Origin of the sequence: Acidovorax sp. sic0104, assembly GCF_019219095.1 — a bacterium.
GTDB lineage: Bacteria > Pseudomonadota > Gammaproteobacteria > Burkholderiales > Burkholderiaceae_C > Acidovorax.
In genome coordinates, this window is the sequence record NZ_JAHUWH010000013.1 from 70,477 (window position 1) to 92,388 (window position 21,912).

Consider the following 21,912-nt stretch of genomic DNA (forward strand, 5'->3'; position numbering starts at 1 on the left):
GGGTGCCATTGTGCAAAAAAATCGTAAGAAGGCTTACGAAAACCTTCGGGCAGGGCGTTCATTGGGGTTATGGCGGGGTTCTGGAGAGCCCGAGGTCTTCCACGAGCATGCCCAGTTCGTGCGACGAGCGGATGTCCAGCTTGAGAAAAATGGCCGAGCGGTGCGTGTCCACGGTGCGCGGGTCGATGGGGCGCTCCGGGTCGCGCTGGGCCAGGGCTCGGGCGGCCTCCTTGCTGCTGATGCCGGTGGCCAGCAGGCGCGCCACCTCCTGCTGGCGCGGGCTCAGGGCGGTCCACCGCTCCATCAGCAAGGCGCGCCGCTGTGTGTGGACGGCCACCTCTTGCGACAGGGTGGCCGCGCGGTGCACCGCCGCCAGCAGCGTGGCTTCGTCGCAGGGTTTTTCAAGCCAGTCCACCGCACCCTGTTTGACGGCTGCGACGGCGGAGGCCAGCTCGCCGTGGGCGGAGAGGAACACGGTCTTGAGCACCGAGCCTCGTTGCCGCATCGCGTCGAAGACCTGCAGGCCGCTCATGCCGTCCATGCGCAGGTCCAGCAGCACGCAGCCGGGACGCGACAGGTCGGCACGGGCCAGAAAGTCGGCACCGCTCTCAAAGGGCTCGGCCACATGGCCGCCGGCCAGCAGCAGCGCGGCGAGCGAATGGCGCACGCCTTCGTCGTCGTCCACGATGTAGACGTGCAGCGCTGGTGCGTCAACGACTGCGGTGGGGGTGGGGCGATGGTCTGTCATGGCAGGTCTGAGGGCGGCGCTGTTTGCAGAGGAAGCCGGATCTCGAAGATCGCGCCGCCGCCTTCGCGGTTGCGGGCCAGCAGCTCGCCTCCCATGCTCTCGACGATGGAGCGGCAGATGTTCAGGCCCAGACCCAGGCCGTCGGAGCGGGTGGTGAAGAACGGCTCGAACAGGCGGTCGGCGATTTCGGGCAAAAGGCCCGGGCCACGGTCCAGCACTTGCAGGGACGCACGGCCCGCTTCGGTGGTGGTTCGCAGCAGCAGCTCGTGCCCTGCAGGCGGCGTCGCATGCGATTGCATGGCCTGCAGCGCATTCAGGCCCAGGTTCATCACCACCTGTTCCAGCAGCACGCGGTCAGCACTGACCTGCACCGGTTCGCGGGCCAGGTCGAGCCGCACGGCCACGCCGTGCCGGCGGGCTTCGGCGCGCAGCAGCAGGGCGAGCGATTGGTCCACGGCAGCATTGAGGTCGCAGGCCTCGCGCGCCTGGGGGTGCTGGCGTACCCAGCGGCGGATGCGCCCGACGATGTCGGCCGCGCGCAGCGCCTGGGTCGAAAGGGCGGCCAGGGTGTCGTGCAACAGTTGTGCCTTGCCCTGCGCTGCCAGGGACTTGGCGGCGGCCGCGTAGTTGACCAGTGCCGCCAGCGGCTGGTTGAGCTCGTGCGCCAGCGTGGAGGCCATCTCGCCCACGGTGATAACTCGCTGCACGCGCTGCAGTTGGGTTTCGCGCTGCTGCTGCTGCTCTTCGGCCCGCTTCTGTGCCGTGATGTCCACCACCGAGCTCATCCAGCCGATGTGGTGGCCGCTGCCATCGATGAGCCGTGTGGTGTAGAACATGGTGTGCACGTCCGAGCCGTTGCGGTGCCGCAGCCGGTTTTCGCGGCCCTGGGGTGAGGCCTTGCCGGCCTGGACGGTATCCACGTCGTGCCAGTGGCGGTCCAGATCGTCGGGGTGCCAGTAGGGATAGGGTGGGCGCTGGCCGATGAGCTCGGAAGCTGTGTAGCCCACCATGTCGCACATCGCGGCGTTCACATAGACGATGCGGCCGTCCAGGTCGCGTGCCCGCATGCCCACCAGCAGCGAGTCTTCCATCGACTGGCGGAACGCCTGCGCCTGCTGCAGCGCGTGGGTGCGTTCGTGCACCCGCTGCTCCAGCTCGATGCGCGCCTGGCGATTCTCGGCGAGGCGACGTTCGCGCAGTTGCCAGTACAGCGCGCCCAGCACCAGCAGGCCCGAAGCCAGGCTGGCCAGCGCCCAGGCCTGCTGGCGGGCCACGGCCACCACCTTGCTGTCGGCCGTGATGGTCAGCGACCAGCCCAGGTCGGGCAGGGGCTCCTCGTACGCCAGGTATTCCTTGCCGGTGTCCGGCACGCGCAGCTGCCCGCCGGGCTGGTCGGCAGGCAGCTCCAGCTTCCAGGGCACCGGCTCCGGCGACCATTGAGCGCCGTACTGCTCGTCGTGCTGTACCTGCTGCACTGCATCGTGCGGCAGTGGCCGGGTGGTCTTGTAGAGCCAGGGCGCCACCGAGCCCAGGAACACGATGCCGCGCTCATCGGCCACGAACACCGGGTCCCGCAGCTGCGACCAGGTGTCCACGATGGGCTGCATGCGCACCTTCACGGCCACCACGCCGATCACCTTGCCGTCGGCCTGCTGAACGGGTGCGGACGCAAAGAGGCCGGGCTCGCCCGTGGTCTTGCCCACGCCGTAGAAGCGGCCTGTCAGCCCGTGCAGCGCGTCGCGAAAATACGGCCGGTTGCCATAGTTCTGGTCGACGAAGCTGCTCGGGGTGTCCCAGTTGCTCGACGCCAGGGTCATGCCCTGGACATCCATCACGTACAGCGTGTCGGAGCCCGCGCGGGTGTTGACGGTCTGCAAGTAGGCGTTGGCAGCCTCGCGCACCTGCGGCGAGGTGGGATTGCGCAGTAACTGCGCCACCAGGGGCTGCTGCGCGGCGGTGAAGGGCAGATAGCTGTAACGCGTGGCCACGCCCCGCAGCGCCAGCGCCTGCACCTCGGCCGAGCGGCGCAGGTTGTCCCATTGGCTATCGAGCTCATTGCGCGTGGCCCATTCCCCAGCCCCCAGCACCATCAGCACGGCCACGCACAGAACAGTGACCGTGGAGCCCGCGCCCCGCAGCGCACGGCGCAGCTTGATCATTTCAATGGTCCAGGGTGTTGCTCGACAGCATCCCCGGCCCGAAAAACGGGCGCGGTCAAGGCCAGTGCACCCGTGGATCTGGCTGCGCCAGTCCACCGGGTGCGTCCCCGCTCGGGGGCTGAGAAGCCGCGGCTCCGAGCTTGCCAGTGCAGGCTTGGACGTCTTCGCAGAGTTGACGCCTCTGGCGGAAACCCCAGGCGCAGCGCCTCAGGGGGGACCATGCTTATCCGCTTCGGAAGTGAAGGCGTCGGCGTAGAACTCTTCGGGCGGCAGGCCGCGCTGCGCGCTGTAGCTGTCCCGTGCGGACTCGACCACGATGGGCGCGCCGCAGGCGTACACCTGGTGGCCCGAAAGGTCGGCGAAATCATCGAGCACGGCCTGGTGCACGAAACCCGTGCGGCCCGTCCAGCCGTCTTCGGGCTCTGCGTCGGACACCACGGGCACATAGGTCAGGTGCGGCATCTCGGCCGCGCGGGCCAGCACCCAGTCATGCATGTACAGGTCGCCGGGCCGGCGACCGCCCCAGTAGAGCACCGTGGGCCGCGTGGTGGCCTTGAACTGCATGTGCTCGATGAGCGCCTTGATGGGCGCAAAGCCTGTGCCCGACGCCAGCAGCACGATGGGCTTGTCGGAGTCCTCGCGCAGGAAGAAGCTGCCGAACGGGCCTTCGACCCGCAGGATCTCCCTTTCCTTCATCGCGCCGAACACGTGGTCGGTGAACTTGCCGCCCGCCATGTGGCGGATGTGCAGCTCCACGCCCGGCGCCTCGGCCTGCGTGTGCGGCGCGTTGGCCATCGAGTACGCACGGCGTGCGCCGTCGCGCAGGATGAACTCGATGTACTGGCCCGCGTGGTAGCGGAAGGTGTCGGCTGCGGGCAACTGCAGCCGCACCTGCATCACGTCGTGCGATGCCTTGGTGAGGGTGGACACGCGCACTGGCATCTTCTTGATGGGGTAGGCGCTCTCGTCGGTGACCTGGCGCGATTCCAGCACCACGTCGGTCAGTGGCTCGGCGCAGCAGGTGAGCACCAGGCCAGCGGCCTCTTCGTCGGCTGTGAGTGCCTTGGACTGGTGGGCACCGTGGTGCACGGCACCACTGATCTTCTTGCACTTGCACGAGCCGCAGGCGCCGTCCTTGCAGCCGTAGGGCAGGCCAACGCCGCTGCGGATGGCGGCGGCCAGGATGGCTTCGCCGGCGTTGGCGGTGAAAGCGCGGCCGCTGGGCTGTACGGTGATCTGGAAGGCTCTGGGGCTCGCGGTCTCGGCGCTGGTCATCTTGTGGGTATCCTTGGGAACGTACTTCTTCAAGAACCGGTGTTCTTCGCATTCACCCGGCTGAGTAAACGGACCGATTTTGCCTTCAAACCAAAACCCCCTTGGCGCCCTGCCGGCGCGTTTCCGCCGCGAGCGCCTGCTGATCGTGGGTTGCGGTGACGTGGGTCAACGCGTGGCGCGCCAACTGCACACCGGCCCGGGAGCCGAGCGCATGCAGTTGCTGGCGCTCACGTCGAGCCCCGAGCGCACTGCAGCCTTGCGCGCCCAAGGCATCCGCCCGCTGCGCGGCAACCTGGACGACGCGGCCACGCTCAGGCGGCTGTCGGGCATTGCCACGCGGGTGTTGCACCTGGCACCGCCGCCCGGTGAAGGCGCTGGCGGCCAGGGTTGGTGGCGCGATCCACGCACCGTGGCACTGGCCCGGGCGCTTCGGCTGCGCAGCCTGCCGGTGTCGTTCGTGTACGCATCCACCACCGGCGTGTACGGCGACTGCGGCGGCGCCCTGGTGCCCGAGACGCGTGCCGTGGCCCCCGGCACGCCGCGTGCACAACGCCGCGTGAACGCCGAGCGCGCAGTGCGCCACCTGGGCCGTGCGGGCGTGCGCGCCAGTGTGCTGCGCATTCCGGGCATCTACGCCCCCGACCGCGAAGGTGGCACGCCGGAGGCCCGCCTGCGCCGCGGCACCCCGGTGCTGGTGCCGGAGGACGATGTGTTCACCAACCACATCCACGCCGACGACCTGGCGCGCGCCTGCCTGGCTGCACTGTGGCGCGCCCGGCCGCAGCGCATCTACAACGTGAGCGACCAGACATCGCTCAAGATGGGCGACTACTTTGACCTGGCGGCCGACCTGTATGGCCTGCCGCGCCCGGCGCGCGTTGAGCGCAGCGCAGCGCGGGAGCAGCTGTCTGTGATGCTGCTGAGCTTCATGAGCGAATCGCGCAGGCTGGACAACCGGCGCATGCTGTCAGAGCTGGGGCTGGTGCTGCGCTATCCGACGGTGACAGAGGGCTTGCGCGGGCGCTAGCGGGCCCGTCGCTGGCCCCCGTAGGTCCCCTCGGGCGCGGTGGCTGCTTGATGCGGCCAGATCTGCTTCAGCAAGGGGCCTGGCCGCCGTTGGTGCGGCACACGCCGCCTGGGCCGGGAAAGCGCCCCGGCCCCACGCGGGGATAGCTGTTGCCCTGGTTGTCGGTGCACCGGAAGTCTCCGCAATGCGTCAAGCGCGGGGGGGATTGAGGCGGCAGTTGAACGGGCGGATAGCGCGGGGGCACGACCACCACGCGGGGCTGGTTGGCGCGCGCCCGTTCAACGTCGGCATAGCCCTGTGGGCCCAGGCAATCAAGGTCCACCTGGCGCTGGGCGGTTTCCAGGCGCACGTCCTGCTCGTAGTTGGACCGGGACAAGCCCGATGCCACCATGTCCAGGTTGCGCCGCGAGCGTGCGCATTCGGCGGAGCGGGCGTAGTCTTGCGGTTGGGGAACGGCTGCGGCGGCCTGCGCTGCCCTGGCGCGGTCGCGTTCGGCAGTGCGGCGGGCGTCCGTCTCGGCGGCGAGCGCTTCCGCCTGCTGGCGCTGCTGCTTGCGCTCCAGCGCCTCGGCGGCCTGTTCGCGCTCTTGCTGGATCTCTTGCGGGGTCTTGCGCGCCTCGACCTCGCGGGCCGCCGTACCCCCCGCGCATTCACCGTCGGTGTATGTCACCTTTCCGGTGCGGGCATCGGTACAGCGCAGCACCTGCGCCTGCACCGTGGTCCCCAAGGTGGCTGCACACAGGCACAGCAGAAGGTGTTGCAGGCGGATCGTCATGGCGGTGACCTGAGAAAGAAGGCGAAGGGTGCGCGGATTTTCGCTCCAAAGCTGACCGCGCGACAGCATGGCGGTGGCCGGTGCGCCTGCGCAACCCGCAGGCGCTCAGCGCGCTGCACTCATCACACAGGCCACAGGTGCAAGGCGAACCCGTGCAGCGGGTCGCCGGTTGCAGTCACTGCGTGTCCTGTGCATCAGGGCTTGTCAGGGTTGTTGGAGCCCTGCCGCGCGCGCCAGTCATGGCCGTCAGGCGTGTAGCTGCCAGGCGCGATGCGACCGGGGCGGGACTCGCGGTTGCGGCGGTCTTCCGCGGCGCGGCGGTCGCGCTCGGCCTGCTCGCGCATGGCCTGTTCACGGTCACGCTGGCGGCGGTCTGCATCGCGGGCCTGCTGGTCGCGGCGGTCGCGTTCACGCGCGGCACGGTCGCGTTCAGCGCGGTCCCTCTCGCGTTCGCGTTCCATGCGTTCCCGGTCGCGTTCGCGCTCGCGCCAGTCGTTGCGGTTGCGGTCCCGCTCCCAGCGGTCGTCGCGGTCACGGCCACCATAGTAGATGACCGAAGGAGGCGCCGAATACGCGGGGTAGACCGGCGGGGGGCTGGAGTACACGGGCTGCGAGGTGTAATACCCAGGCTGCTGGTAGGACGGCTCATAGTACGGGTCGCCCGGCACAGTGGCGCAACCGGTCGCTGCGGCGCCCAGGACCGCGATGGAGATGATGCGGGCGAATGTGTTTTTCATACTGTTCAGACCCCCGGCAGGGCGTGGGCGTTCCAACCTGCTCGTAAAGCCCCCGAAAAGCACCCCGGCGGGATGTTACAAATTCGTGGACTGCGTGTTCACGCGTCGTAACTTTAGCGTTCGAGGGAGGGGTTTGGTTGACCGGACTGCGATCCTGCAGGTAGGACAGATTCCCATGCTGCTGGACATCGCAGCAAGTGTCGCCGGCGCCATCATCAAAATGCATAGCACCCACCGCTTGACTGGCAAGCGGTGGGTGCTGAAAAGTGCTTCGATGACAATCCAGCGCATGGCAAAAGCGCCGGATGGCAGACGCCGCTCTTTACTTGGGCAGCACGCGCCGAATGGTTTCAGCCAGGTCTTCCGCCACGAACTTGGCGACGTAGCCGTCGGCACCGACGCTGCGCACGTGGTCTTCGTTGGCCGAACCTGACAGGGATGAGTGGATGACGACTGGCAGGCCGTGAAAACGCGCATCCTGCTTGATGTTGCGGGTGAGCGTGAAACCGTCCATCTCGGGCATCTCCAGGTCCGTCAGTACCATGGCGACGCGGTCGAGCACCGTCTTGCCTTCGGCTTCTGCGTTCTTGGCGATGACGTTGAGCCGGTCCCAGGCTTCCTTGCCGGACTTGACCATTTCATAAGGTGCCTTGAGCGCCTTCAGTTCCTGCTCGATGAGCGAGCGGGCGACAAAGGAATCATCGGCCGCCAGGATCATCGTGCCAGGCTTGAGCTTGAGCTTGGCGCCCACCTTCTCTTCGGTGACCTCATGGCCGTCGGAAGGCGACACCATCTGCAGAATGGCTTCGACGTCCAGCACCTGGGCCAGGCGCGATTCGTCGGTATTGCCGTCCAGGCGGGCGATGCTGGTAACCAGCTTGCCCTTGGCGCCGCTGGTTTCGGCCGAGAGCACCTGCTTCCAGTCCAGCCGCACGATGTCTTCCACCGATTCGACCGCAAACGCCTGCGTGGTGCGCGCGTACTCGGTCACCAGCATGATGTTCAGGCCCGTTTGCGGCTTGCACCCCACGATGGAGGGCATGTCCAGCACCGGGATCACCTGGCCGCGAAGATTGACCACCCCGAGCGAGTGGGCTGTGGTGCCCGCGATCGGGGTGATGCTGGGCATGGCCACGATCTCGCGGATCTTGAAGACGTTGATGCCAAAGAGCTCGGATTTCCCGAGAACGTTGTCGACCCCCAGGCGAAACAGCAGCAGCTCGAACTTGTTGGTGCTGGTGAGATTGGTCCGCTCGTCGATGTCCTGCTGCACTGCTTTCATGATGGATCCTTCGCGCAGAAAAAAGATACGCGCTTTTACAAATTCTAGGAGGAGAACGGGGTGCGCAGTACGCTAAATCTTCAGGCAATACCCGAATAGTGCGCTGCAGCATCGTGCCGTCGCGGCGCCGACACAGACAGGGCTCCATATCCCTGCCCACGGCAAGGCCACACGCCCTGGATCCGCAACGGTGGGGTCTGCCCCAGGCTTTGTACCCCATCGTGCGGGCTGGCGGCCAGAAGTTTTCGTCCACCGCCTGTGGCGCGGCCCGCTCAGTCCGTGACGCCCGGCACCTGGCGCAGGTAGGCCTGCAGTGCGGCGATGGCCTGGCGCACCTTGGCCGGCTGGGCGTCGCGCTGGGGCGTGACCGCCCAGATGTCCATGGTGCCGAACGACCAGTCCGGCAGCAGCTGCACCAGCCGCCCGGCCTGCAGCGCGTCGTGCGAGTCCATGCTGCCCACCAGCGCCAGGCCCAGCCCCGCCTCGCACATCTGCTGGATCGACAGCTGGTTGTTGCTGGCGATGCGCGGCTCCACCCGCAGCGCGCGGGGCTCGCCCGCAGGGCTGCGCAGGTCGATGACGAGGCCGCCGTTCTCGCGTGCAAAGCCCAGCCAGCTGTGCGCGAGCAAGGCGTCAGGGTGTTCGGGCCGGCCATGCGCCGCCACCCAGGCGGGGGATGCGCACAGCCGCCACTGCATGCCGCCCAGGCGGCGGGCGGCCCAGGTGGAGTCGGCCAGGCGGCCGTAGCGCACCGCCAGGTCGATGCGGGCATTGATCAGGTCGATGGTGGCGTCATCCACCAGCAGCCGCAGGCGCAGCGCCGGGTGCGCGGCCAGCAGGTCGCCCAGCGCGGGGGCGATGTGCCGCGCGAAGCCCACCGTGGCCGACAGCCGCAGCTCGCCGCTGGGCGCGTCGCGGGATGCTGCCAGCTCGGCCCGCGCCTGCTCGGCCGCCGCCCACATGGCGGCGCAGCGCGCGTGGTAGCGCTGGCCGGCTTCGGTGAGCGCCAGTTTGCGTGTGGAACGGTGCAGCAGCGTTACCCCTCCATCGCTCTCGAGCTTGCGTACCTGCTGGCTTACCGCCGATGTGCTCATGCCCAGCGCCCGCGCTGCGCCGCTCATCGAGCCATGCTGCACCACGGCGGCGAAAACCGCCATGCGTTTGAGGTCGTCCATCCGTCAATCTGGCTTCATTGTGAAGTGGGGCTTCAAGGATAAGGCGTTTTATGGCCTCTACCGCGCACTTTGACAAGCCCCTATTCTCACTGCATCCCAACTTCTGACTTCAAGGACCATTCCCATGAACATCGCCCTGATCGGTGCCACCGGCTTTGTCGGCTCGGCCGTGCTGGATGAACTGCTGCAGCGCGGCCACCGCGTGACCGTGCTGGCCCGCAATCCGGCCAAGTTGACTGCGCGTGAAGGCCTGACGGTCGTCGCGGCCGACGCCCAGGATGCCGGCCAGATCGCCAAGGCCGCTGCCGGCCATGACGCCGTGGTCAGTGCTTACAACCCCGGCTGGACGGTGCCCGACATCCACGACCAGTTCCTCAAGGGCACGCGCGCCATCATTGATGGCACCAAGCAGGCGGGCGTGCGGCGCTTGCTGGTGGTGGGCGGTGCCGGCAGCCTGTTCGTCGCGCCCGGCGTGCAACTGGTGGACACGCCGGAGTTTCCGGCCGAATGGAAGCAGGGCGCGCTGGCCGCCCGCGAGGCCCTGAACTGGATCCGCACGGAAAACACCCTGGACTGGACCTTCCTCTCGCCCCCCATCCTGCTGGCGCCCGGCGAGCGCACCGGCAAGTACCGCCTGGGCACCGAAGCGCCCCTGATGAACGGCGAACAGCCCGGCGGCATCAGCGTGAAGGACCTGGCCGTGGCAATCGCCGACGAACTGGAAGCCCCGCGCCACGTGCAGCAGCGGTTCACCGTGGCGCATTGAGCAATGTAGGCGCCGGGACCCGGCAGCGCCACTGCGTGGAGCGACCGGGTGCTCACGGGGATTGAAAAGCGCTTGTCCTACAGAGCGCTAACCTGCAGCAGCGGCACGATATGTCGGAGGCGGTAAAAAATTGCAAGAAGACTCCAACGGCTGCCCGAACCTCGTGGCTGGACGCCAGTGCCAGAGTGTCCACGCGCGGTCGGTGTACTGGGGGCGGCTTGCACAGTCCGCCGGCAACCCAGTGCTTTCGGAGTCCCTGTGCACACTCTTTCTTTGCCGAACGCTCGGCACACCCCCTTTTCAACCCGCTCGCCCGCACTCCAGCGCTCATGGCGCCGGCTGGTGCCATGCGCCTTGGCGGCTGCGCTTGGCTTGGCATCCGCCATGGCCGACGCGCAGCAGGCGCCGCCGGAGCCGCGCCGTATGTTCATCGACGGGGCCCGCGCAGCAGGGGATGTGGGCCTGGCATCGTTCGGGGTGCAGCTGCCATGGGACTGGCGCCGGTCGTTTCTCGGGGGCGCTCTCTCGGGGCATTGGGACGCGCACATCGCGCACTGGCGGGCCCCGGCGGGCACGGCAGCGTCCGAGCGGCGGAGTTGGACCCAGCTGGCGCTGGTGCCCACGCTGCGTCTGCGCTTTGATGGCGGGCGGTCCGCGTGGTTCATGGAAGGGGGCATCGGCGTGTCGGTGCTCGACGGGCACTACGCCACACGCCATAAGACCTTCAGCACGCGCTTCAACTTCACCGACCACCAAGGCGTCGGCTTCAACTTCGGCGCGCGCCGGCAGCACGAGGTGATGCTCATCGTGCGGCATGTCTCCAACGGTGGCATCCGCAAGCCCAATCCTGGCGAGGACTTCGTGCAGCTGCGCTACGGCTTGGCGTTTTGAGTCACAACGATTGCTCTATTTTTGATAGCTATTGGCGCTTTGTCAGAAAGCATTGAAAGGCGTTTTGAAGGGGAAACGCCCCCGCCGCACTCGGCCTGCCGGCTCAGCCGTCGATCAGCTTCGGGTCCCACGCGAACACGGTCTGCTCCTGCTCGCCCAGCTTCTCGATGCCCAGGCGCATGACGTCGCCGGGCTTGAGGAACTGCGCCGCAGGCTTCTTGCCCATGCCCACGCCGGGGGGAGTGCCGGTGGTGATCAGGTCGCCGGGCTCGAGCGTCATGAAGCGGCTCAGGTAGCTCACCAGCTGCGCCACGGTGAAGATCATCGTGCGGGTGTTGCCGGTCTGCTGGCGCTCGCCGTTGACGTCCAGCCACATGCCCAGGTTCTGCGGGTCGCCCACTTCGTCGGCGGTCACCAGCCAGGGGCCGATGGGGCCGAAGGTGTCGCAGCCCTTGCCCTTGTCCCAGGTGCCGCCGCGCTCCAGCTGGTACTCGCGCTCGGAGATGTCGTTGATGGTGCAGTAGCCGGCCACGTGCTGCAGTGCGTCCGCCTCGCTCACGTAGCGGGCGCGCGTGCCGATCACCACGCCCAGTTCCACCTCCCAGTCGGATTTGACCGAGCCTTGTGGCAGCACCACGGGGTGGTTGCAGCCCACGGCGCAATCGACGGTCTTGGTGAAGACGATGGGCTCCTGCGGGATGGCCATACCCGCCTCGGCGGCGTGGTCGGCGTAGTTCAGGCCGATGGCAATGAACTTGCGCATTCCCGTCCACGGCACCGCCAGGCGTCCCGGGGGCACCACGGGCAGCGTGCCGGCGTCGATGGCGGCCAGCGCTGCCAGGCCCTGCGGTGCGAGGGTGGCGGGGCCGATGTCGGGCAGCACGCCGCACAGGTCGCGCACCGTGCCATCAGTGTGCAGCAGGGCGGGTTTTTCATGGCCCTTGGGGCCGTGGCGAAGCAGCTTCATGGTGTTTGCCGTGAGTGGTGGGGTGATTGGGGGGGAGAAACGCAGAGCGTAGATGAAATCAGTTGGACCAGCCGCCGTCGATGACCTGGGCGGTGCCCGTGGTGAACGATGACTCGTCGCTCGCCAGGTACACGGCCAGCGCCGCGACCTCCTCGGCGCGGCCAAGGCGGCCCATGGGCTGGCGCTCGACAAAGCCGGCCTCGACGGCGGCCAGGCTCTGGCCGGTGGCGCGGGCCTGTGCGGTGATGCGGTCCTGCAGCGACGGCGACATCACGGTGCCCGGGCAGATGGCGTTGCAGCGGATGCCCTGGGCCACGAAATCGGCGGCCACCGACTTGGTCAGGCCCACGACCGCCGCCTTGGTGGTGCCGTAGACAAAACGCCGGGGCGCGCCCTTGATGCTCCCCGCCACCGAAGCAACATTGATGATGGACCCTGCGCCGCGCTCCAGCATGCCGGGCAGGAACGCCCGGATGGTGCGAAATTGCGCGCGCACGTTCAGCTCGAACGCAAAGTCCCACTCATCGTCCGTGCAGTCGAGCAGGCTGCCCGCATGCACGAAGCCAGCGCCGTTGAAGAGCACGTCCACCGGCCCCACGGCCGCTGCGGCATCGCGCACGGCCCGGGCCTGTGTCACGTCCAGAACGCGGGTTTCACAGCCGGTGTCGGCGTGCAGGCTGGCCAGAGCGGCAGCGTTGATGTCGGTGGCGATCACGCGCGCGCCCTGGGCGGCGAAGGCGATGGCGGTGGCGCGCCCGATGCCCTGGCCGGCGGCGGTGAGAAACGCGGTCTTTCCTGCAAGTCGAAGTGTCATGGTCGGATGGGCGTGATAGGGGTTGAACAAGAGCGCTGCGTGGCGTGGGTGCATGCGTCAGCCAGTGAACCAGCGCAGCGGCGCCAGCACCGTTTGCGGGAACAGCACCATGATGAACATCACCGCGAATTCGGCCGCCATGAAGGGCAGCACACCGCGCGTCACCTCGTCCATCTTCATGCGCCCCACGCCGGCCACCACGTTCAGGATGGTGCCCACCGGCGGCGTGACCAGGCCGATGGAGTTGTTGATGATGAACAGCACGCCGAAGTACACCGGGTCGATGCCCGCGGCCTTGATCACGGGCATCAGCACGGGAGTCAGGATCAGGATGGTGGGCGTCATGTCCATGGCCGTGCCCACCAGCATCACCAGCACCATGATCGCGATCAGCAGCAGCGTCTGGTTGCCCATGAAGGGCTTCAGAAGCTCCACCATCTGCGCGGGCAGGTTGGCCACGGTGATGAGCCACGACGACACCATGGCCGCAGCGACCAGGAACATCACCACCGCCGTGGTCTTGGCGGCGGTGGTCAGGATGGGCAGCAGCGCGCGCAGCGGCAGCTCGCGGTAGATCACGCTCGCGACGAAAAGCGAGTACACGGCCGCCACCACGGCGGCCTCGGTCGGCGTGAAGACACCTATGCGCAGGCCCACCAGGATAAACACCGGCAAGGTCAGCGCCCATATCGACTCGCGCGCGGCGCGCCAGACTTCGACCGTGCTTTTCTTCTCGGGCAGGGCCAGCTTTTCCTTGCGGCCCACCCACCACCACGTCGCGGCCAAGCCCGCACCGATCATGATGCCGGGCACGATGCCCGCGATGAACAGCTTGCTGATCGACACGTTGGCCGCCACGCCGAAGATCACGAAGCCGATGGAGGGCGGAATGATGGGGCCGATGACCCCCGAGGCCGCGATCAGCCCGCCCGATACCTCCTTCTTGTGCCCGGCCTTGATCATCATCGGCAGCAGCAGCGCCGTGAGCGCTGCCGCATCGGCCACGGCCGAACCCGACAGCGACGACAGCAGGCACGCAGCGAGGATGACGACATAGCCCAGGCCGCCCTTCACATGCCCCACCAGGGCCAGCGCGAAGTTGACGATGCGCTGAGACAGCCCGCCCACGTTCATGATTTCGCCGGCCAGCATGAAGAAGGGCACGGCAAGCAGCGGAAAGCTGTCGGCGCCGTTGATGAAGTTCTGCGCGAGGATCTGTGCGTCGAACAGGTCCAGCTGCCACATCAAGGCGACGCCGCTGGCCAGCAATGCATAGGCGATGGGGATGCCCAAGGCCATGGCGCCGATCAGGCTGCCCAGGAAAATCAGCACGGTCATGTTGTTGTCTCCGTTCTTTTTGTGCCGTCTCAGGATCCGCGGTCGCTGCGTGGCGGTGTCTGGCCCGACGCCTGCGCAGCCGCGTTCTCGCGCGCCAGCTCGGCCTGCAGCGCCTCGAGTTCGGCCTGCTCTTCGGATTCCTTGACCATCACCAGCTCGTCTTCGCTGGCCTTGCCGGTCACCACGCGCAGCAGCTGCAACACCAGCAGGAAACCGGCGCACACCGAAAACACCACACCCGAGGCGTAGAAGATGGCCATCGACGCGCCGGTGACCGGGGCCTCGACGTCCCAATTGATCTGCGTCTGCTTCCAACTGCCGTCGAAGAACAGCCAGGTGATGTAGAGCATCAACACGTGGCCCGCCACCATGCAGGCCTTCTTGCCCCGCACAGGCAGGCGCGACACCAGCATGTCCGTGCCCAGGTGCGCGTTTTCCTTGATGGCAGCGACACCGCCCAGGAAGGTGATCCAGACGAAGAGCCAGCGCGACAGCTCCTCGCTGACCGTGATACCCGAGTTGAAGGCATAGCGCAGCACGACGTTGCCAAAGACCAGCACCACCATCACGCCCAGCGCCAGCGCGATGAAGAGGTTGATGGCCCGCACGTAGCGGTCGATGAGGGTGTTGAGCATGGCGATCTCCGGAGACGGTGGTTTTTGCGGCGGGCGGTTGCAGGGTCTGGTTGCTGCGCGCTCACAGCGCCGCGCCTTGCAGTAGCCCCCGCGCAGCCAGGTTGCTGATGAATGCCCGCAGGCCGAATCGCCAGGGCGGCGCCGTCTCGCTGTGCGTCACGGTGTTGTGCAGCGCGCCCAGCCAGGCGCTCTGGATGGTGACCACGTCGCCCAGCTTGTGGGTGAAGCCGCCGCCGGGCTGGTCGCGGTCTTCGATGGGCGCGAACAGCGTGCCCAGGAAGAGCATGAAGCCGTCCGGGTACTGGTGCGCGGCCAGCGTCTGGGCCACCAGGTCTGCCGGGTCGCGGCTGATGCTGGCCATGGTGTTGATGCCGCGCAGCGTGAAGCCGTCGGTGCCCGCCACGCGCAGGTGCACCGTCTCGCGGCGCACATCGGCCAGGCCGAAGTCCGCGTCGAACAGCCGGATGAACGGGCCGATGGCGCACGAAGCGTTGTTGTCCTTGGCCTTGCCCAGCAGCAGCGCGCTGCGGCCCTCGATGTCGCGCAGGTTCACGTCGTTGCCCAGCGTGGCGCCCACGATGTCACCCCGGCTGTTGACCGCCAGCACCACCTCGGGCTCGGGGTTGTTCCACGCCGAATCCGCGCGGATGCCGATGTCCTCGCCCGTGCCCACTGACGCGAGAACCGGGGCCTTGGTGAAGACCTCCGCGTCGGGGCCGATGCCCACTTCGAGGTACTGAGACCACAGGCCTTTCGCCTGCAGCAATGCCTTGAGTTCCATCGCCTCCGGCGAGCCCGGGCGGATGTTGGCCAGGTTCTCTCCGATCAGCCCGACCACCTGGTTGCGCAAGGCCTGCGCACGGCTGGCGTCGCCCCGGGCCTGCTCTTCGATCACCCGCTCGATCAGGCTGGCCGCGAAGGTCACGCCTGCGGCCTTGACCACCTGCAGGTCGCAGGGAGCGAGCAGCCAGGGGCGCGTGGCATCGCGTGTGCCCGGCAGGCTGTGGCCCAGCAACTCGTCCACGCTGCACAAGTACTGGCCTGGCGCAGCACGTGCCGCATCGGCGGGGGCCGGGGTGTCGAGCAGCGTGCTCATGGTGGGGTAATGGCGGCTCAGGTCGAACACGCCGTCGGTGCGCAGGGCGATCACTGCGGGGCCCGGCACATCGCCGGGCACCCAGGCGCGGCCGACCAGCGTGCCGGCCAGGCCGTCCTCGGGGAGGGTGTCGCGGGGCAGGGCTGGCGCTTGCGTCGCCCGTTGTGGGGCAGCGGATGCGGAGGTGTCGCTCATTGGATTCCTTGAAGAAAAGTTCTCGTGCTGTGCTCGATGTGTTCACGGTCGCGGCTTGGTGAGGGTTGCGCCAGATGTTCGGCATCCAGTCCCTGCATCACCCCCCATCCGTTCACGTTGAGCTTGTCGAAACGCTGCGCAAGGCCTCGACAGGCTCAGCCCGAACGGGTGGGGCCGAGTTGGATGTGGAGTGGCGGTGGGTATGAGGTCACACGCTTTGCACCGCACGCCCCCATCAATGGTTGTGCCGCGGCGTGTGTTCCGAGATGCGCCGGTAGTCAAGCGCAAAGTCGAGCGTTGCGCCATCGACCAGCTGCCCGGTCTTCTCGCGGTAAAGCGCCTCCCAGGGTGACTGGCTTTGGGGGATGGGCGGCGCGGGCAGCTCGCGGCGGCGGCGCTCGATCTCTTCGGGCGCCACCAGCGCATCGCAGCGGCCAGCGTTCAGGTCGATGCGTATCGTGTCGCCGCTGTGCAGCCAGGAGAGGCCCCCGCCCACCGCGCTTTCGGGCGAGACGTTCAGGATCGACGGGCTGTCCGCCGTACCCGACTGGCGGCCGTCGCCCAGCGTGGGCAGGGCGGTGATGCCGCGGCGGATCAGCGCGTCGGGCGGCTGCATGTTGACCACCTCCGCCGAGCCGGGCCAGCCGATGGGGCCCGCGCCGCGCATCACCAGGATGCAGCCCTCGTCGATATGGAGCGACGGGTCGTTGATGCGTGCGTGGTAGTCGTCGGCGCCCTCGAACACCACGGCGCGCGCTTCGAAGATGCCTTCAGCGCCCGGTTTGCTCAGGTAGCGCTGGCGGAAGGACTCGGAGATCACCGATGTCTTCATGATGCCGAAGTCGAACAGGTTCCCGTGCAGCACCAGGAAGCCGGCTTTTTCCATCAGCGGTGCGTTGAACGGGAAGATCACCTCGCGGTCGCGCGTCTCGCGGCCCTGCAGGTTGTCGGCGATGGACTTGCCGGTCACGCTCAAGGCATCGGCATGCAGGCGGCCGGCCTGCTGCAGCTCCCACATCAGCGCGGGCACGCCTCCGGCGCGAAAGAACCGCTCGCCCAGGAATTTGCCGGCGGGCTGCATGTTCAGCAGCAGTGGCAGGTCGTAGGCATGCTGCGTCCAGTCCTCGGGGCGCAGGTCCACGCCCGCGTGACGGGCCATGGCCATGATGTGCACCTGCGCATTGCTGCTGCCCCCGGCCACGCTGATCACCGACAGCGCGTTGAGAAAACTCTCGCGGGTCAGGATGCGCGAAGGGCGCAGGTCCTCGAAGGCCATGTCCACGATGCGCCGCCCGGTCTCGTACGCCATCTGCCCGCGTTCGCGGTAGGGGGCCGGAATGGCGGCGCAGCCCGGCAGCGACAGGCCCAGCGCCTCGGCCACCGCGTTCATGGTCGATGCGGTGCCCATGGTGTTGCAGTGGCCGGCCGACGGGGCGCTGCTGCAGGCGCGCTGCAGGAATTCTTCTTCGTCGATCTCGCCCGCGGCGAGCTGGCGGCGGCTGCGCCAGATCACCGTGCCCGAGCCCACCAGGTCACCGTCGTGCCAGCCGTCCAGCATGGGGCCGCCCGAGAGCACGATGGCCGGGATGTCCACCGTGGACGCCGCCATGATGCCGGCCGGCGTCGTCTTGTCGCAGCCGGTGGTCAGCACCACCGCGTCGATGGGGTAGCCGTACAGGATCTCCACCAACCCCAGGTAGGCGAGGTTGCGGTCCAGCGCGGCCGTGGGGCGGCGGCAGTTCTCGAAGATGGGGTGCACCGGAAATTCCATCGGGATGCCCCCGGCATCGCGGATACCCTCGCGCACGCGGCGCGCCAGCTCCACGTGGATGCGGTTGCAGGGCGACAGGTCGCTGCCGGTCTGCGCGATGCCGATGATGGGGCGGCCCGAACGCAGTTCTTCGGGCGTGAGCCCGTAGTTCATGAAACGCTCGAGGTAGAGCGCGGTCATGTCCGAGCGCGCAGGGTCGGCGAACCATTCGCGGGAGCGGAAGGGGCGGCGGGGTGTTTTGGTCATGGATCGCGATGTGTCAGAAGGCGGGAGGCGCGCAGCGCCAGGGCGTTGGCATGCTTGAAATCGAACCCCATCCGTTCGGGCTGAGCCCTTCGACAGGCTCAGGACAGGCTTGTCGAAGCTCTGCACGGCGCTTCGATCAAACCCAACCCGTTCAGGCTGAGCCTGTCGAAGCCTTGCGCAGCGATTCGACTGCGCTCGGTGAACGGTGGGGCAGAGCCGAAAAACTACTTTCCGCCGCGCACCTTGGCCAGCTCGGCGTTCATTTCGCCCGTGGTCTCCTCGCCGAATTCCTTGGCGTACTTGGCCAGCACCGGCTGCAGCTTGGCGCGCATCTTGGCCTGCTCGGCCGGGGCCAGCTCGGTCACCTGCATGCCCACTTTCTTGAGCTCGCCCAGCGCCTTGTCGCTGAAGGCGCGGATGGTCTTGCGCTCGAACAGCGTGGCCTCGCGTGCGGCCTCCTGCACGATCTTCTGCTCCTGCGTCGACAGGCCATCCCAGGTCTTCTTGGACATCAGCAGCACCCAGGCGCTGTACATGTGGCGCGAGAGCACCAGGTGCTTTTGCACTTCATAGAACTTGCTGGACAGGATGGTGGCGGGCGGGTTCTCTTGCCCATCGACCGCCGCCTGCTCCATGGCCGAGTACAGCTCGGTAAAGGGCATGGGCGTGGCGTTGGCGCCCAGCGCGTTGAAGGTGTCCAGGAACAGCGGGCTTTGGATCACGCGCAGCTTCAGGCCGGCCAGGTCTTCGGCCTTGGTGATGGGGCGGCGCGAGTTGGTCACGTGGCGAAAGCCGTTTTCCCAGAAGCCCAGGCCCACCAGGCCCTTCTCGGGCAGCTTGGCCAGCAGCTTCTGGCCGAAGGGGCCGTCGAGCACGGCGTCGGCTTCTTGTTCGTTGTTGAAGGTGAGCGGCAGGTTCAGCACGCCGAATGGCTTGATCAGCGACATCAGCGTGGAACTGTCGGGCACCGTCATCTCCAGCGTGCCGCCACGCAGTGCCGAGGTCATGCTCACGTCGTTGCCCAGCGAGCCGCTGGCGTACAGCTTGGCCACCAGCTTGCCGCCGCTCTTGGCCGAGAGCTGCTCGGCAAAGTGCTTGACGGCCTGCGCCTGGGGGTGGTCGTCGTTCAGGCCGATGCCGACCTTGAACACATGGTCCTTGATCTGCGCCGACACGGGGGCGGCCACGGCGGCCAGGATCGTGGCCGCCAGGGCCAGGGCTTTGAATTGCATGGTGTTTGTCTCCGGATATGGAATGGCTGGGGCACGGTGGCGCATGTCAAAGAAGACGGCCCACCGGCGCCATCGGGTCTCTGCGGGACCCTCCCGACGCAGGCGAGAGATTAGGTTTCGACAGGCCCTGGGTCCACTCACTTTTTTGCTAGCATCCATTCCAAATGCTGATGAGTTGCCGTGGCCTCTGTTCCAGTTTCGGGTAAACCCTTGTCGATGGCGCAGGCCTGCGCGCGGCTGCGCTTTCGGCATCTGCAGTTCCTGGACATCCTGGGCCAGACGCGCAACCTGCGCCTGACCGCCGAGCAGATGCACATCACGCAGCCGGCGGCCACCAAGATCCTGATGGACATCGAAGAGATCCTCGAATCGCGCCTCTTCGAGCGCCTCTCGCGCGGCATGCGGCCCAACGAGCTGGGTCTGTTCACGCTGCGCTACGCGGCCAGCGCGCTCGCCGGCCACCGCAAGTTCGTCGATGAATTCAATGCGCTGAAGGAGGGAGGCCATGGCCACCTGACGATTGGCGCCATCACGGGGTCGGCCGCGCACGTGCTGACGGCGTCGGTGGCCGAGATCCAGCGCCTGCGCCCGCTGCTGGTGGTGAAGGTGCTCGAGCAAAGCAGCGACCAGCTGATCGTGTGGCTGGCCGAGCGCAAGATCGACCTGATGATCGGCCGCTTCACCGACGAGGCGCAGCGTGCGCAGTTCCACTACGAGCGCCTGTCGAGCGAGCCGCTGCTGGCGGTGGGCGGCCTGCACCACCCCTTGCGCGGCGCGCGCGACCTGGACATGGCGGAGCTGTCGCACTGGCCGTGGATCCTGTACCCCACGTCCACCGCGGTGCGCAAGGTGTCGGACGACATCTTCGGGCAACGCGGCCTGGCGCTGAGCTCGGGCGTGGTGGAGACCCCGTCGTTCCTGTTCGCTCTGGAATTGATGCAGACCACCGACATGCTGTCGCTGCAGCCCCAGGCGCTGGTGGAGCGGTACATCGCCAAGGGCCTGCTGGCACGCATTCCAGTGGACCTGCCGGACCGCATGCCCGACTACGGCCTCATCACCCGGCTGGGCGAGCCGCCCACGCCCGCGATGCAGGCCTTCACCGACGTGCTGCGCGAGGTGGCAAGCCCTGCCGCCGATGGACCCTGACCGGAATGCATCTGGAGTCTGCGAGCACACGGTTATCGATAACCAGAGGTTATTGAAAATGCCTTGCAGAGGGGCCCGCCCCGGGCCGTTATGCTCTGCGCCCTTTCCCTTGAACCTTCTGTGACCCCCTCTCCATGCAAGACACCCCTGACACGCCCGACACCATCCAGGAGCCCCGCCTTTGGAGCGACGGCCAGTGGACCGCGCAGGTCATCAAGAACGAGGACGACGACGGCTGGGCCGTGGCCATGACACTCAAGGGCGAGGCCGAGCCCGCGCTGGTGGGCCCCTGGACCATGGGGCGCGACAAGAAGAACCCAAAGCCGCTCGACGTCTCGGCCTTCCACACGCTGGTCAAGACCGCCAGCGAGGTGCTGCGCCGCCACGAGCAGCAGCTGCATGCGCAACTCCACAAGAACGTGTCGGTCACCGTGAACGGGCAGCGCCTGAAGGTGGCCCTGACCATCGTGCCCGACGAAGAGGGCGCCACGGCCACGCTGAGCGCCCAGAACGAGCTGGGCGAAGAACTGGCGCGGGCGTCTGCGCCGCCGACCTTCAAGCTCACGCCCGCCAGCGCCACGGCCTGGGTCGAGGGCGGCTGCGAGAAGGTGCGCTGAAGGGTGATGTGCGTAAACAGTGGCAACAGGGCCATCGCCTGAGCGACTGCAGGCGCTACGGGTAACCCCCTAAAATGCGTCGGCCGGCCTGCACGATCGTGAAATCGCTCTGCAGGCCGGCAGCGTTCTCAGGGCGGGGCGAAATTCCCCACCGGCGGTATCTGCAGGCGGCTGTGTTCACAGCTGTACCGCAGCAGCCCGCGAGCGCCTGGGCCTTGCCAGAAGTGGCGGCGGCCCGGGGTCAGCAGATCTGGTGAGATGCCAGGGCCGACGGTCACAGTCCGGATGAAAGAGACCGCGAAACCATGGGCTGCCCGCAAGGGTGGTGCCGTGCGTGCGCCTGCGCGGCGTGTCCGGTGTTGTGTGCTTCGGGGTGGTGATCCGTCACCGTCCCCGTTGGCAGGCCGGTGTGGCGTGGGGTGGTGCGCGTGGTGCTGCCGGCGTGCGGCAGTCCTGTTCGCGCGCCCTGATTCTGGTAATCCTTCCTCGTTTTGAGACAAGTCCATGAATCAGTCCATTCCTTCCCAGTCAGCCATTGCCGCAGCCACGGTGCGCCGCAGCGAGCGCGTCGCGATCATCTGCGCGGGCTGGCACCGGGACATCGTCCACAAGTCCCGTGATGCCGCCGTGGCCGAGTTCGCGCGCAACGGGCTGCCCGCCGGGCAGATCGAGCAGTTCGAAGTGCCCGGAGCCTTCGAGATCCCGCTCCTGGCCAAGCGTCTGGCGCAAAGCGGCCGTTATGACGCCATCGTGGCCTGTGCGCTGGTGGTCAACGGCGGCATCTACCGGCATGAGTTCGTGACCACCGCCGTCATCGACGGCCTGATGCGCGTGCAGCTCGATACCGAGGTGCCCGTGATGTCCGCCGTGCTCACGCCGCGCGACTTCCACGAACACGAAGACCACCTGAAGTTCTTCCGCGAGCACTTCGTGAAGAAGGGCACCGAGGTCGCCGATGCCTGTCTGCGCACCATGGCGCAGTACAAGGCGCTGGAGCCGGCGCACGGCGACTGACGT

20 protein-coding genes and 1 riboswitch are annotated in these 21,912 nt (G+C 67.5%); of the genes, 6 read left to right on the forward strand and 14 right to left on the reverse strand.

The features are described 5' to 3' along the window. Nucleotides 1-67: 67 nt before the first annotated feature. The 3 genes from KW835_RS19490 to KW835_RS19500 form a co-directional block, all read right to left on the reverse strand. Complete coding sequence (locus KW835_RS19490) at nt 68-748, reverse strand: response regulator transcription factor (protein ID WP_218385471.1); 681 nt, start codon at nt 746-748, stop codon at nt 68-70. Then, nucleotides 745-2,907, reverse strand: coding sequence for a PAS domain S-box protein (locus tag KW835_RS19495; protein ID WP_218385473.1), 2,163 nt, complete (start codon nt 2,905-2,907; stop codon nt 745-747). The genes KW835_RS19490 and KW835_RS19495 overlap by 4 nt, the downstream gene beginning before the upstream one ends. Nucleotides 2,908-3,114: 207 nt before the next feature. Then, nucleotides 3,115-4,182 (reverse strand): CDP-6-deoxy-delta-3,4-glucoseen reductase, encoded by a 1,068-nt coding sequence (locus tag KW835_RS19500; protein ID WP_218385619.1) that lies wholly within the window; start codon nt 4,180-4,182, stop codon nt 3,115-3,117. Between the two features lie 79 nt (nt 4,183-4,261). Between KW835_RS19500 and KW835_RS19505 the strand changes: the two genes are divergently transcribed. Then, nucleotides 4,262-5,209, forward strand: coding sequence for an SDR family oxidoreductase (locus KW835_RS19505; RefSeq protein ID WP_218385475.1), 948 nt, complete (start codon nt 4,262-4,264; stop codon nt 5,207-5,209). A 67-nt stretch (nt 5,210-5,276) separates the two neighbouring features. Here the strand turns inward: KW835_RS19505 and KW835_RS19510 are convergent, their stop codons facing one another. The 4 genes from KW835_RS19510 to KW835_RS19525 form a co-directional block, all read right to left on the reverse strand. Then, a complete protein-coding gene (locus KW835_RS19510; RefSeq protein ID WP_218385477.1) occupies nt 5,277-5,984 on the reverse strand; it encodes a DUF4124 domain-containing protein in 708 nt (235 codons plus the stop codon). Between the two features lie 194 nt (nt 5,985-6,178). Continuing rightward, a complete protein-coding gene (locus KW835_RS19515) occupies nt 6,179-6,721 on the reverse strand; it encodes a hypothetical protein (protein ID WP_255593682.1) in 543 nt (180 codons plus the stop codon). A gap of 322 nt (nt 6,722-7,043) precedes the next feature. After that, a complete protein-coding gene (locus KW835_RS19520) occupies nt 7,044-8,003 on the reverse strand; it encodes a chemotaxis protein (protein WP_218385479.1) in 960 nt (319 codons plus the stop codon). Nucleotides 8,004-8,275: 272 nt separating this feature from the next. Then, entirely contained in the window at nt 8,276-9,178 is a 903-nt protein-coding gene (locus KW835_RS19525; protein ID WP_218385480.1) for a LysR family transcriptional regulator, read from the reverse strand. 124 nt (nt 9,179-9,302) lie between these two features. On the opposite strand from KW835_RS19525, the gene KW835_RS19530 reads away from it, so the two are divergent. Together KW835_RS19530 and KW835_RS19535 are read left to right on the forward strand one after the other, a co-directional pair. Then, nucleotides 9,303-9,944 carry an NAD(P)-dependent oxidoreductase gene (locus KW835_RS19530; RefSeq protein WP_218385482.1) on the forward strand — a complete coding sequence of 214 codons (642 nt, stop codon included), beginning with the start codon at nt 9,303-9,305 and terminating at the stop codon, nt 9,942-9,944. Nucleotides 9,945-10,328: 384 nt separating this feature from the next. Continuing rightward, the gene (locus KW835_RS19535) at nt 10,329-10,835 is read left to right on the forward strand and encodes an acyloxyacyl hydrolase (RefSeq protein WP_218385484.1); all 507 of its coding nucleotides are present in this window, start codon (nt 10,329-10,331) and stop codon (nt 10,833-10,835) included. Nucleotides 10,836-10,938: 103 nt separating this feature from the next. Here KW835_RS19535 and KW835_RS19540 read toward each other — a convergent pair whose 3' ends face one another. From KW835_RS19540 to KW835_RS19570, 7 genes are all read right to left on the reverse strand, one after another. Continuing rightward, nucleotides 10,939-11,802 (reverse strand): fumarylacetoacetate hydrolase family protein, encoded by an 864-nt coding sequence (locus KW835_RS19540; RefSeq protein WP_218385486.1) that lies wholly within the window; start codon nt 11,800-11,802, stop codon nt 10,939-10,941. Nucleotides 11,803-11,860: 58 nt separating this feature from the next. After that, entirely contained in the window at nt 11,861-12,616 is a 756-nt protein-coding gene (locus tag KW835_RS19545; protein ID WP_218385488.1) for an SDR family oxidoreductase, read from the reverse strand. 57 nt (nt 12,617-12,673) lie between these two features. Further along, complete coding sequence (locus KW835_RS19550; protein ID WP_218385490.1) at nt 12,674-13,954, reverse strand: TRAP transporter large permease subunit; 1,281 nt, start codon at nt 13,952-13,954, stop codon at nt 12,674-12,676. A gap of 29 nt (nt 13,955-13,983) precedes the next feature. Next, nucleotides 13,984-14,589 carry a TRAP transporter small permease gene (locus KW835_RS19555; RefSeq protein WP_218385492.1) on the reverse strand — a complete coding sequence of 202 codons (606 nt, stop codon included), beginning with the start codon at nt 14,587-14,589 and terminating at the stop codon, nt 13,984-13,986. Between the two features lie 61 nt (nt 14,590-14,650). Continuing rightward, nucleotides 14,651-15,880 carry a fumarylacetoacetate hydrolase family protein gene (locus KW835_RS19560; RefSeq protein WP_218385494.1) on the reverse strand — a complete coding sequence of 410 codons (1,230 nt, stop codon included), beginning with the start codon at nt 15,878-15,880 and terminating at the stop codon, nt 14,651-14,653. Between the two features lie 235 nt (nt 15,881-16,115). Further along, complete coding sequence (locus KW835_RS19565) at nt 16,116-17,897, reverse strand: IlvD/Edd family dehydratase (protein WP_218385496.1); 1,782 nt, start codon at nt 17,895-17,897, stop codon at nt 16,116-16,118. Between the two features lie 224 nt (nt 17,898-18,121). Continuing rightward, nucleotides 18,122-19,129 (reverse strand): TRAP transporter substrate-binding protein, encoded by a 1,008-nt coding sequence (locus tag KW835_RS19570; protein WP_218385498.1) that lies wholly within the window; start codon nt 19,127-19,129, stop codon nt 18,122-18,124. 216 nt (nt 19,130-19,345) lie between these two features. On the opposite strand from KW835_RS19570, the gene KW835_RS19575 reads away from it, so the two are divergent. The 3 genes from KW835_RS19575 to KW835_RS19585 all read left to right on the forward strand — a co-directional run bounded on the left by KW835_RS19575 (nt 19,346) and on the right by KW835_RS19585 (nt 21,909). Then, entirely contained in the window at nt 19,346-20,278 is a 933-nt protein-coding gene (locus KW835_RS19575) for a LysR substrate-binding domain-containing protein (RefSeq protein ID WP_218385622.1), read from the forward strand. A 134-nt stretch (nt 20,279-20,412) separates the two neighbouring features. Beyond that, the gene (locus KW835_RS19580) at nt 20,413-20,895 is read left to right on the forward strand and encodes a hypothetical protein (RefSeq protein ID WP_218385500.1); all 483 of its coding nucleotides are present in this window, start codon (nt 20,413-20,415) and stop codon (nt 20,893-20,895) included. Between the two features lie 120 nt (nt 20,896-21,015). Beyond that, nucleotides 21,016-21,196: riboswitch (FMN riboswitch) on the forward strand. 203 nt (nt 21,197-21,399) lie between these two features. Next, complete coding sequence (locus KW835_RS19585; protein ID WP_218385501.1) at nt 21,400-21,909, forward strand: 6,7-dimethyl-8-ribityllumazine synthase; 510 nt, start codon at nt 21,400-21,402, stop codon at nt 21,907-21,909. The last annotated feature ends 3 nt before the right edge of the window (nt 21,910-21,912 follow it).

Coding starts and splice junctions, on each gene's coding strand:
- KW835_RS19490 (WP_218385471.1), bottom strand. CDS start 748: ATGACAGACCATCGCCCCACCCCCACCGCAGTCGTTGACGCACCAGCG.
- KW835_RS19495 (WP_218385473.1), bottom strand. CDS start 2,907: ATGATCAAGCTGCGCCGTGCGCTGCGGGGCGCGGGCTCCACGGTCACT.
- KW835_RS19500 (WP_218385619.1), bottom strand. CDS start 4,182: ATGACCAGCGCCGAGACCGCGAGCCCCAGAGCCTTCCAGATCACCGTA.
- KW835_RS19510 (WP_218385477.1), bottom strand. CDS start 5,984: ATGACGATCCGCCTGCAACACCTTCTGCTGTGCCTGTGTGCAGCCACC.
- KW835_RS19515 (WP_255593682.1), bottom strand. CDS start 6,721: ATGAAAAACACATTCGCCCGCATCATCTCCATCGCGGTCCTGGGCGCC.
- KW835_RS19520 (WP_218385479.1), bottom strand. CDS start 8,003: ATGAAAGCAGTGCAGCAGGACATCGACGAGCGGACCAATCTCACCAGC.
- KW835_RS19525 (WP_218385480.1), bottom strand. CDS start 9,178: ATGGACGACCTCAAACGCATGGCGGTTTTCGCCGCCGTGGTGCAGCAT.
- KW835_RS19530 (WP_218385482.1), top strand. CDS start 9,303: ATGAACATCGCCCTGATCGGTGCCACCGGCTTTGTCGGCTCGGCCGTG.
- KW835_RS19535 (WP_218385484.1), top strand. CDS start 10,329: ATGGCCGACGCGCAGCAGGCGCCGCCGGAGCCGCGCCGTATGTTCATC.
- KW835_RS19540 (WP_218385486.1), bottom strand. CDS start 11,802: ATGAAGCTGCTTCGCCACGGCCCCAAGGGCCATGAAAAACCCGCCCTG.
- KW835_RS19545 (WP_218385488.1), bottom strand. CDS start 12,616: ATGACACTTCGACTTGCAGGAAAGACCGCGTTTCTCACCGCCGCCGGC.
- KW835_RS19550 (WP_218385490.1), bottom strand. CDS start 13,954: ATGACCGTGCTGATTTTCCTGGGCAGCCTGATCGGCGCCATGGCCTTG.
- KW835_RS19555 (WP_218385492.1), bottom strand. CDS start 14,589: ATGCTCAACACCCTCATCGACCGCTACGTGCGGGCCATCAACCTCTTC.
- KW835_RS19560 (WP_218385494.1), bottom strand. CDS start 15,880: ATGAGCGACACCTCCGCATCCGCTGCCCCACAACGGGCGACGCAAGCG.
- KW835_RS19565 (WP_218385496.1), bottom strand. CDS start 17,897: ATGACCAAAACACCCCGCCGCCCCTTCCGCTCCCGCGAATGGTTCGCC.
- KW835_RS19570 (WP_218385498.1), bottom strand. CDS start 19,129: ATGCAATTCAAAGCCCTGGCCCTGGCGGCCACGATCCTGGCCGCCGTG.
- KW835_RS19575 (WP_218385622.1), top strand. CDS start 19,346: ATGGCGCAGGCCTGCGCGCGGCTGCGCTTTCGGCATCTGCAGTTCCTG.
- KW835_RS19580 (WP_218385500.1), top strand. CDS start 20,413: ATGCAAGACACCCCTGACACGCCCGACACCATCCAGGAGCCCCGCCTT.
- KW835_RS19585 (WP_218385501.1), top strand. CDS start 21,400: ATGAATCAGTCCATTCCTTCCCAGTCAGCCATTGCCGCAGCCACGGTG.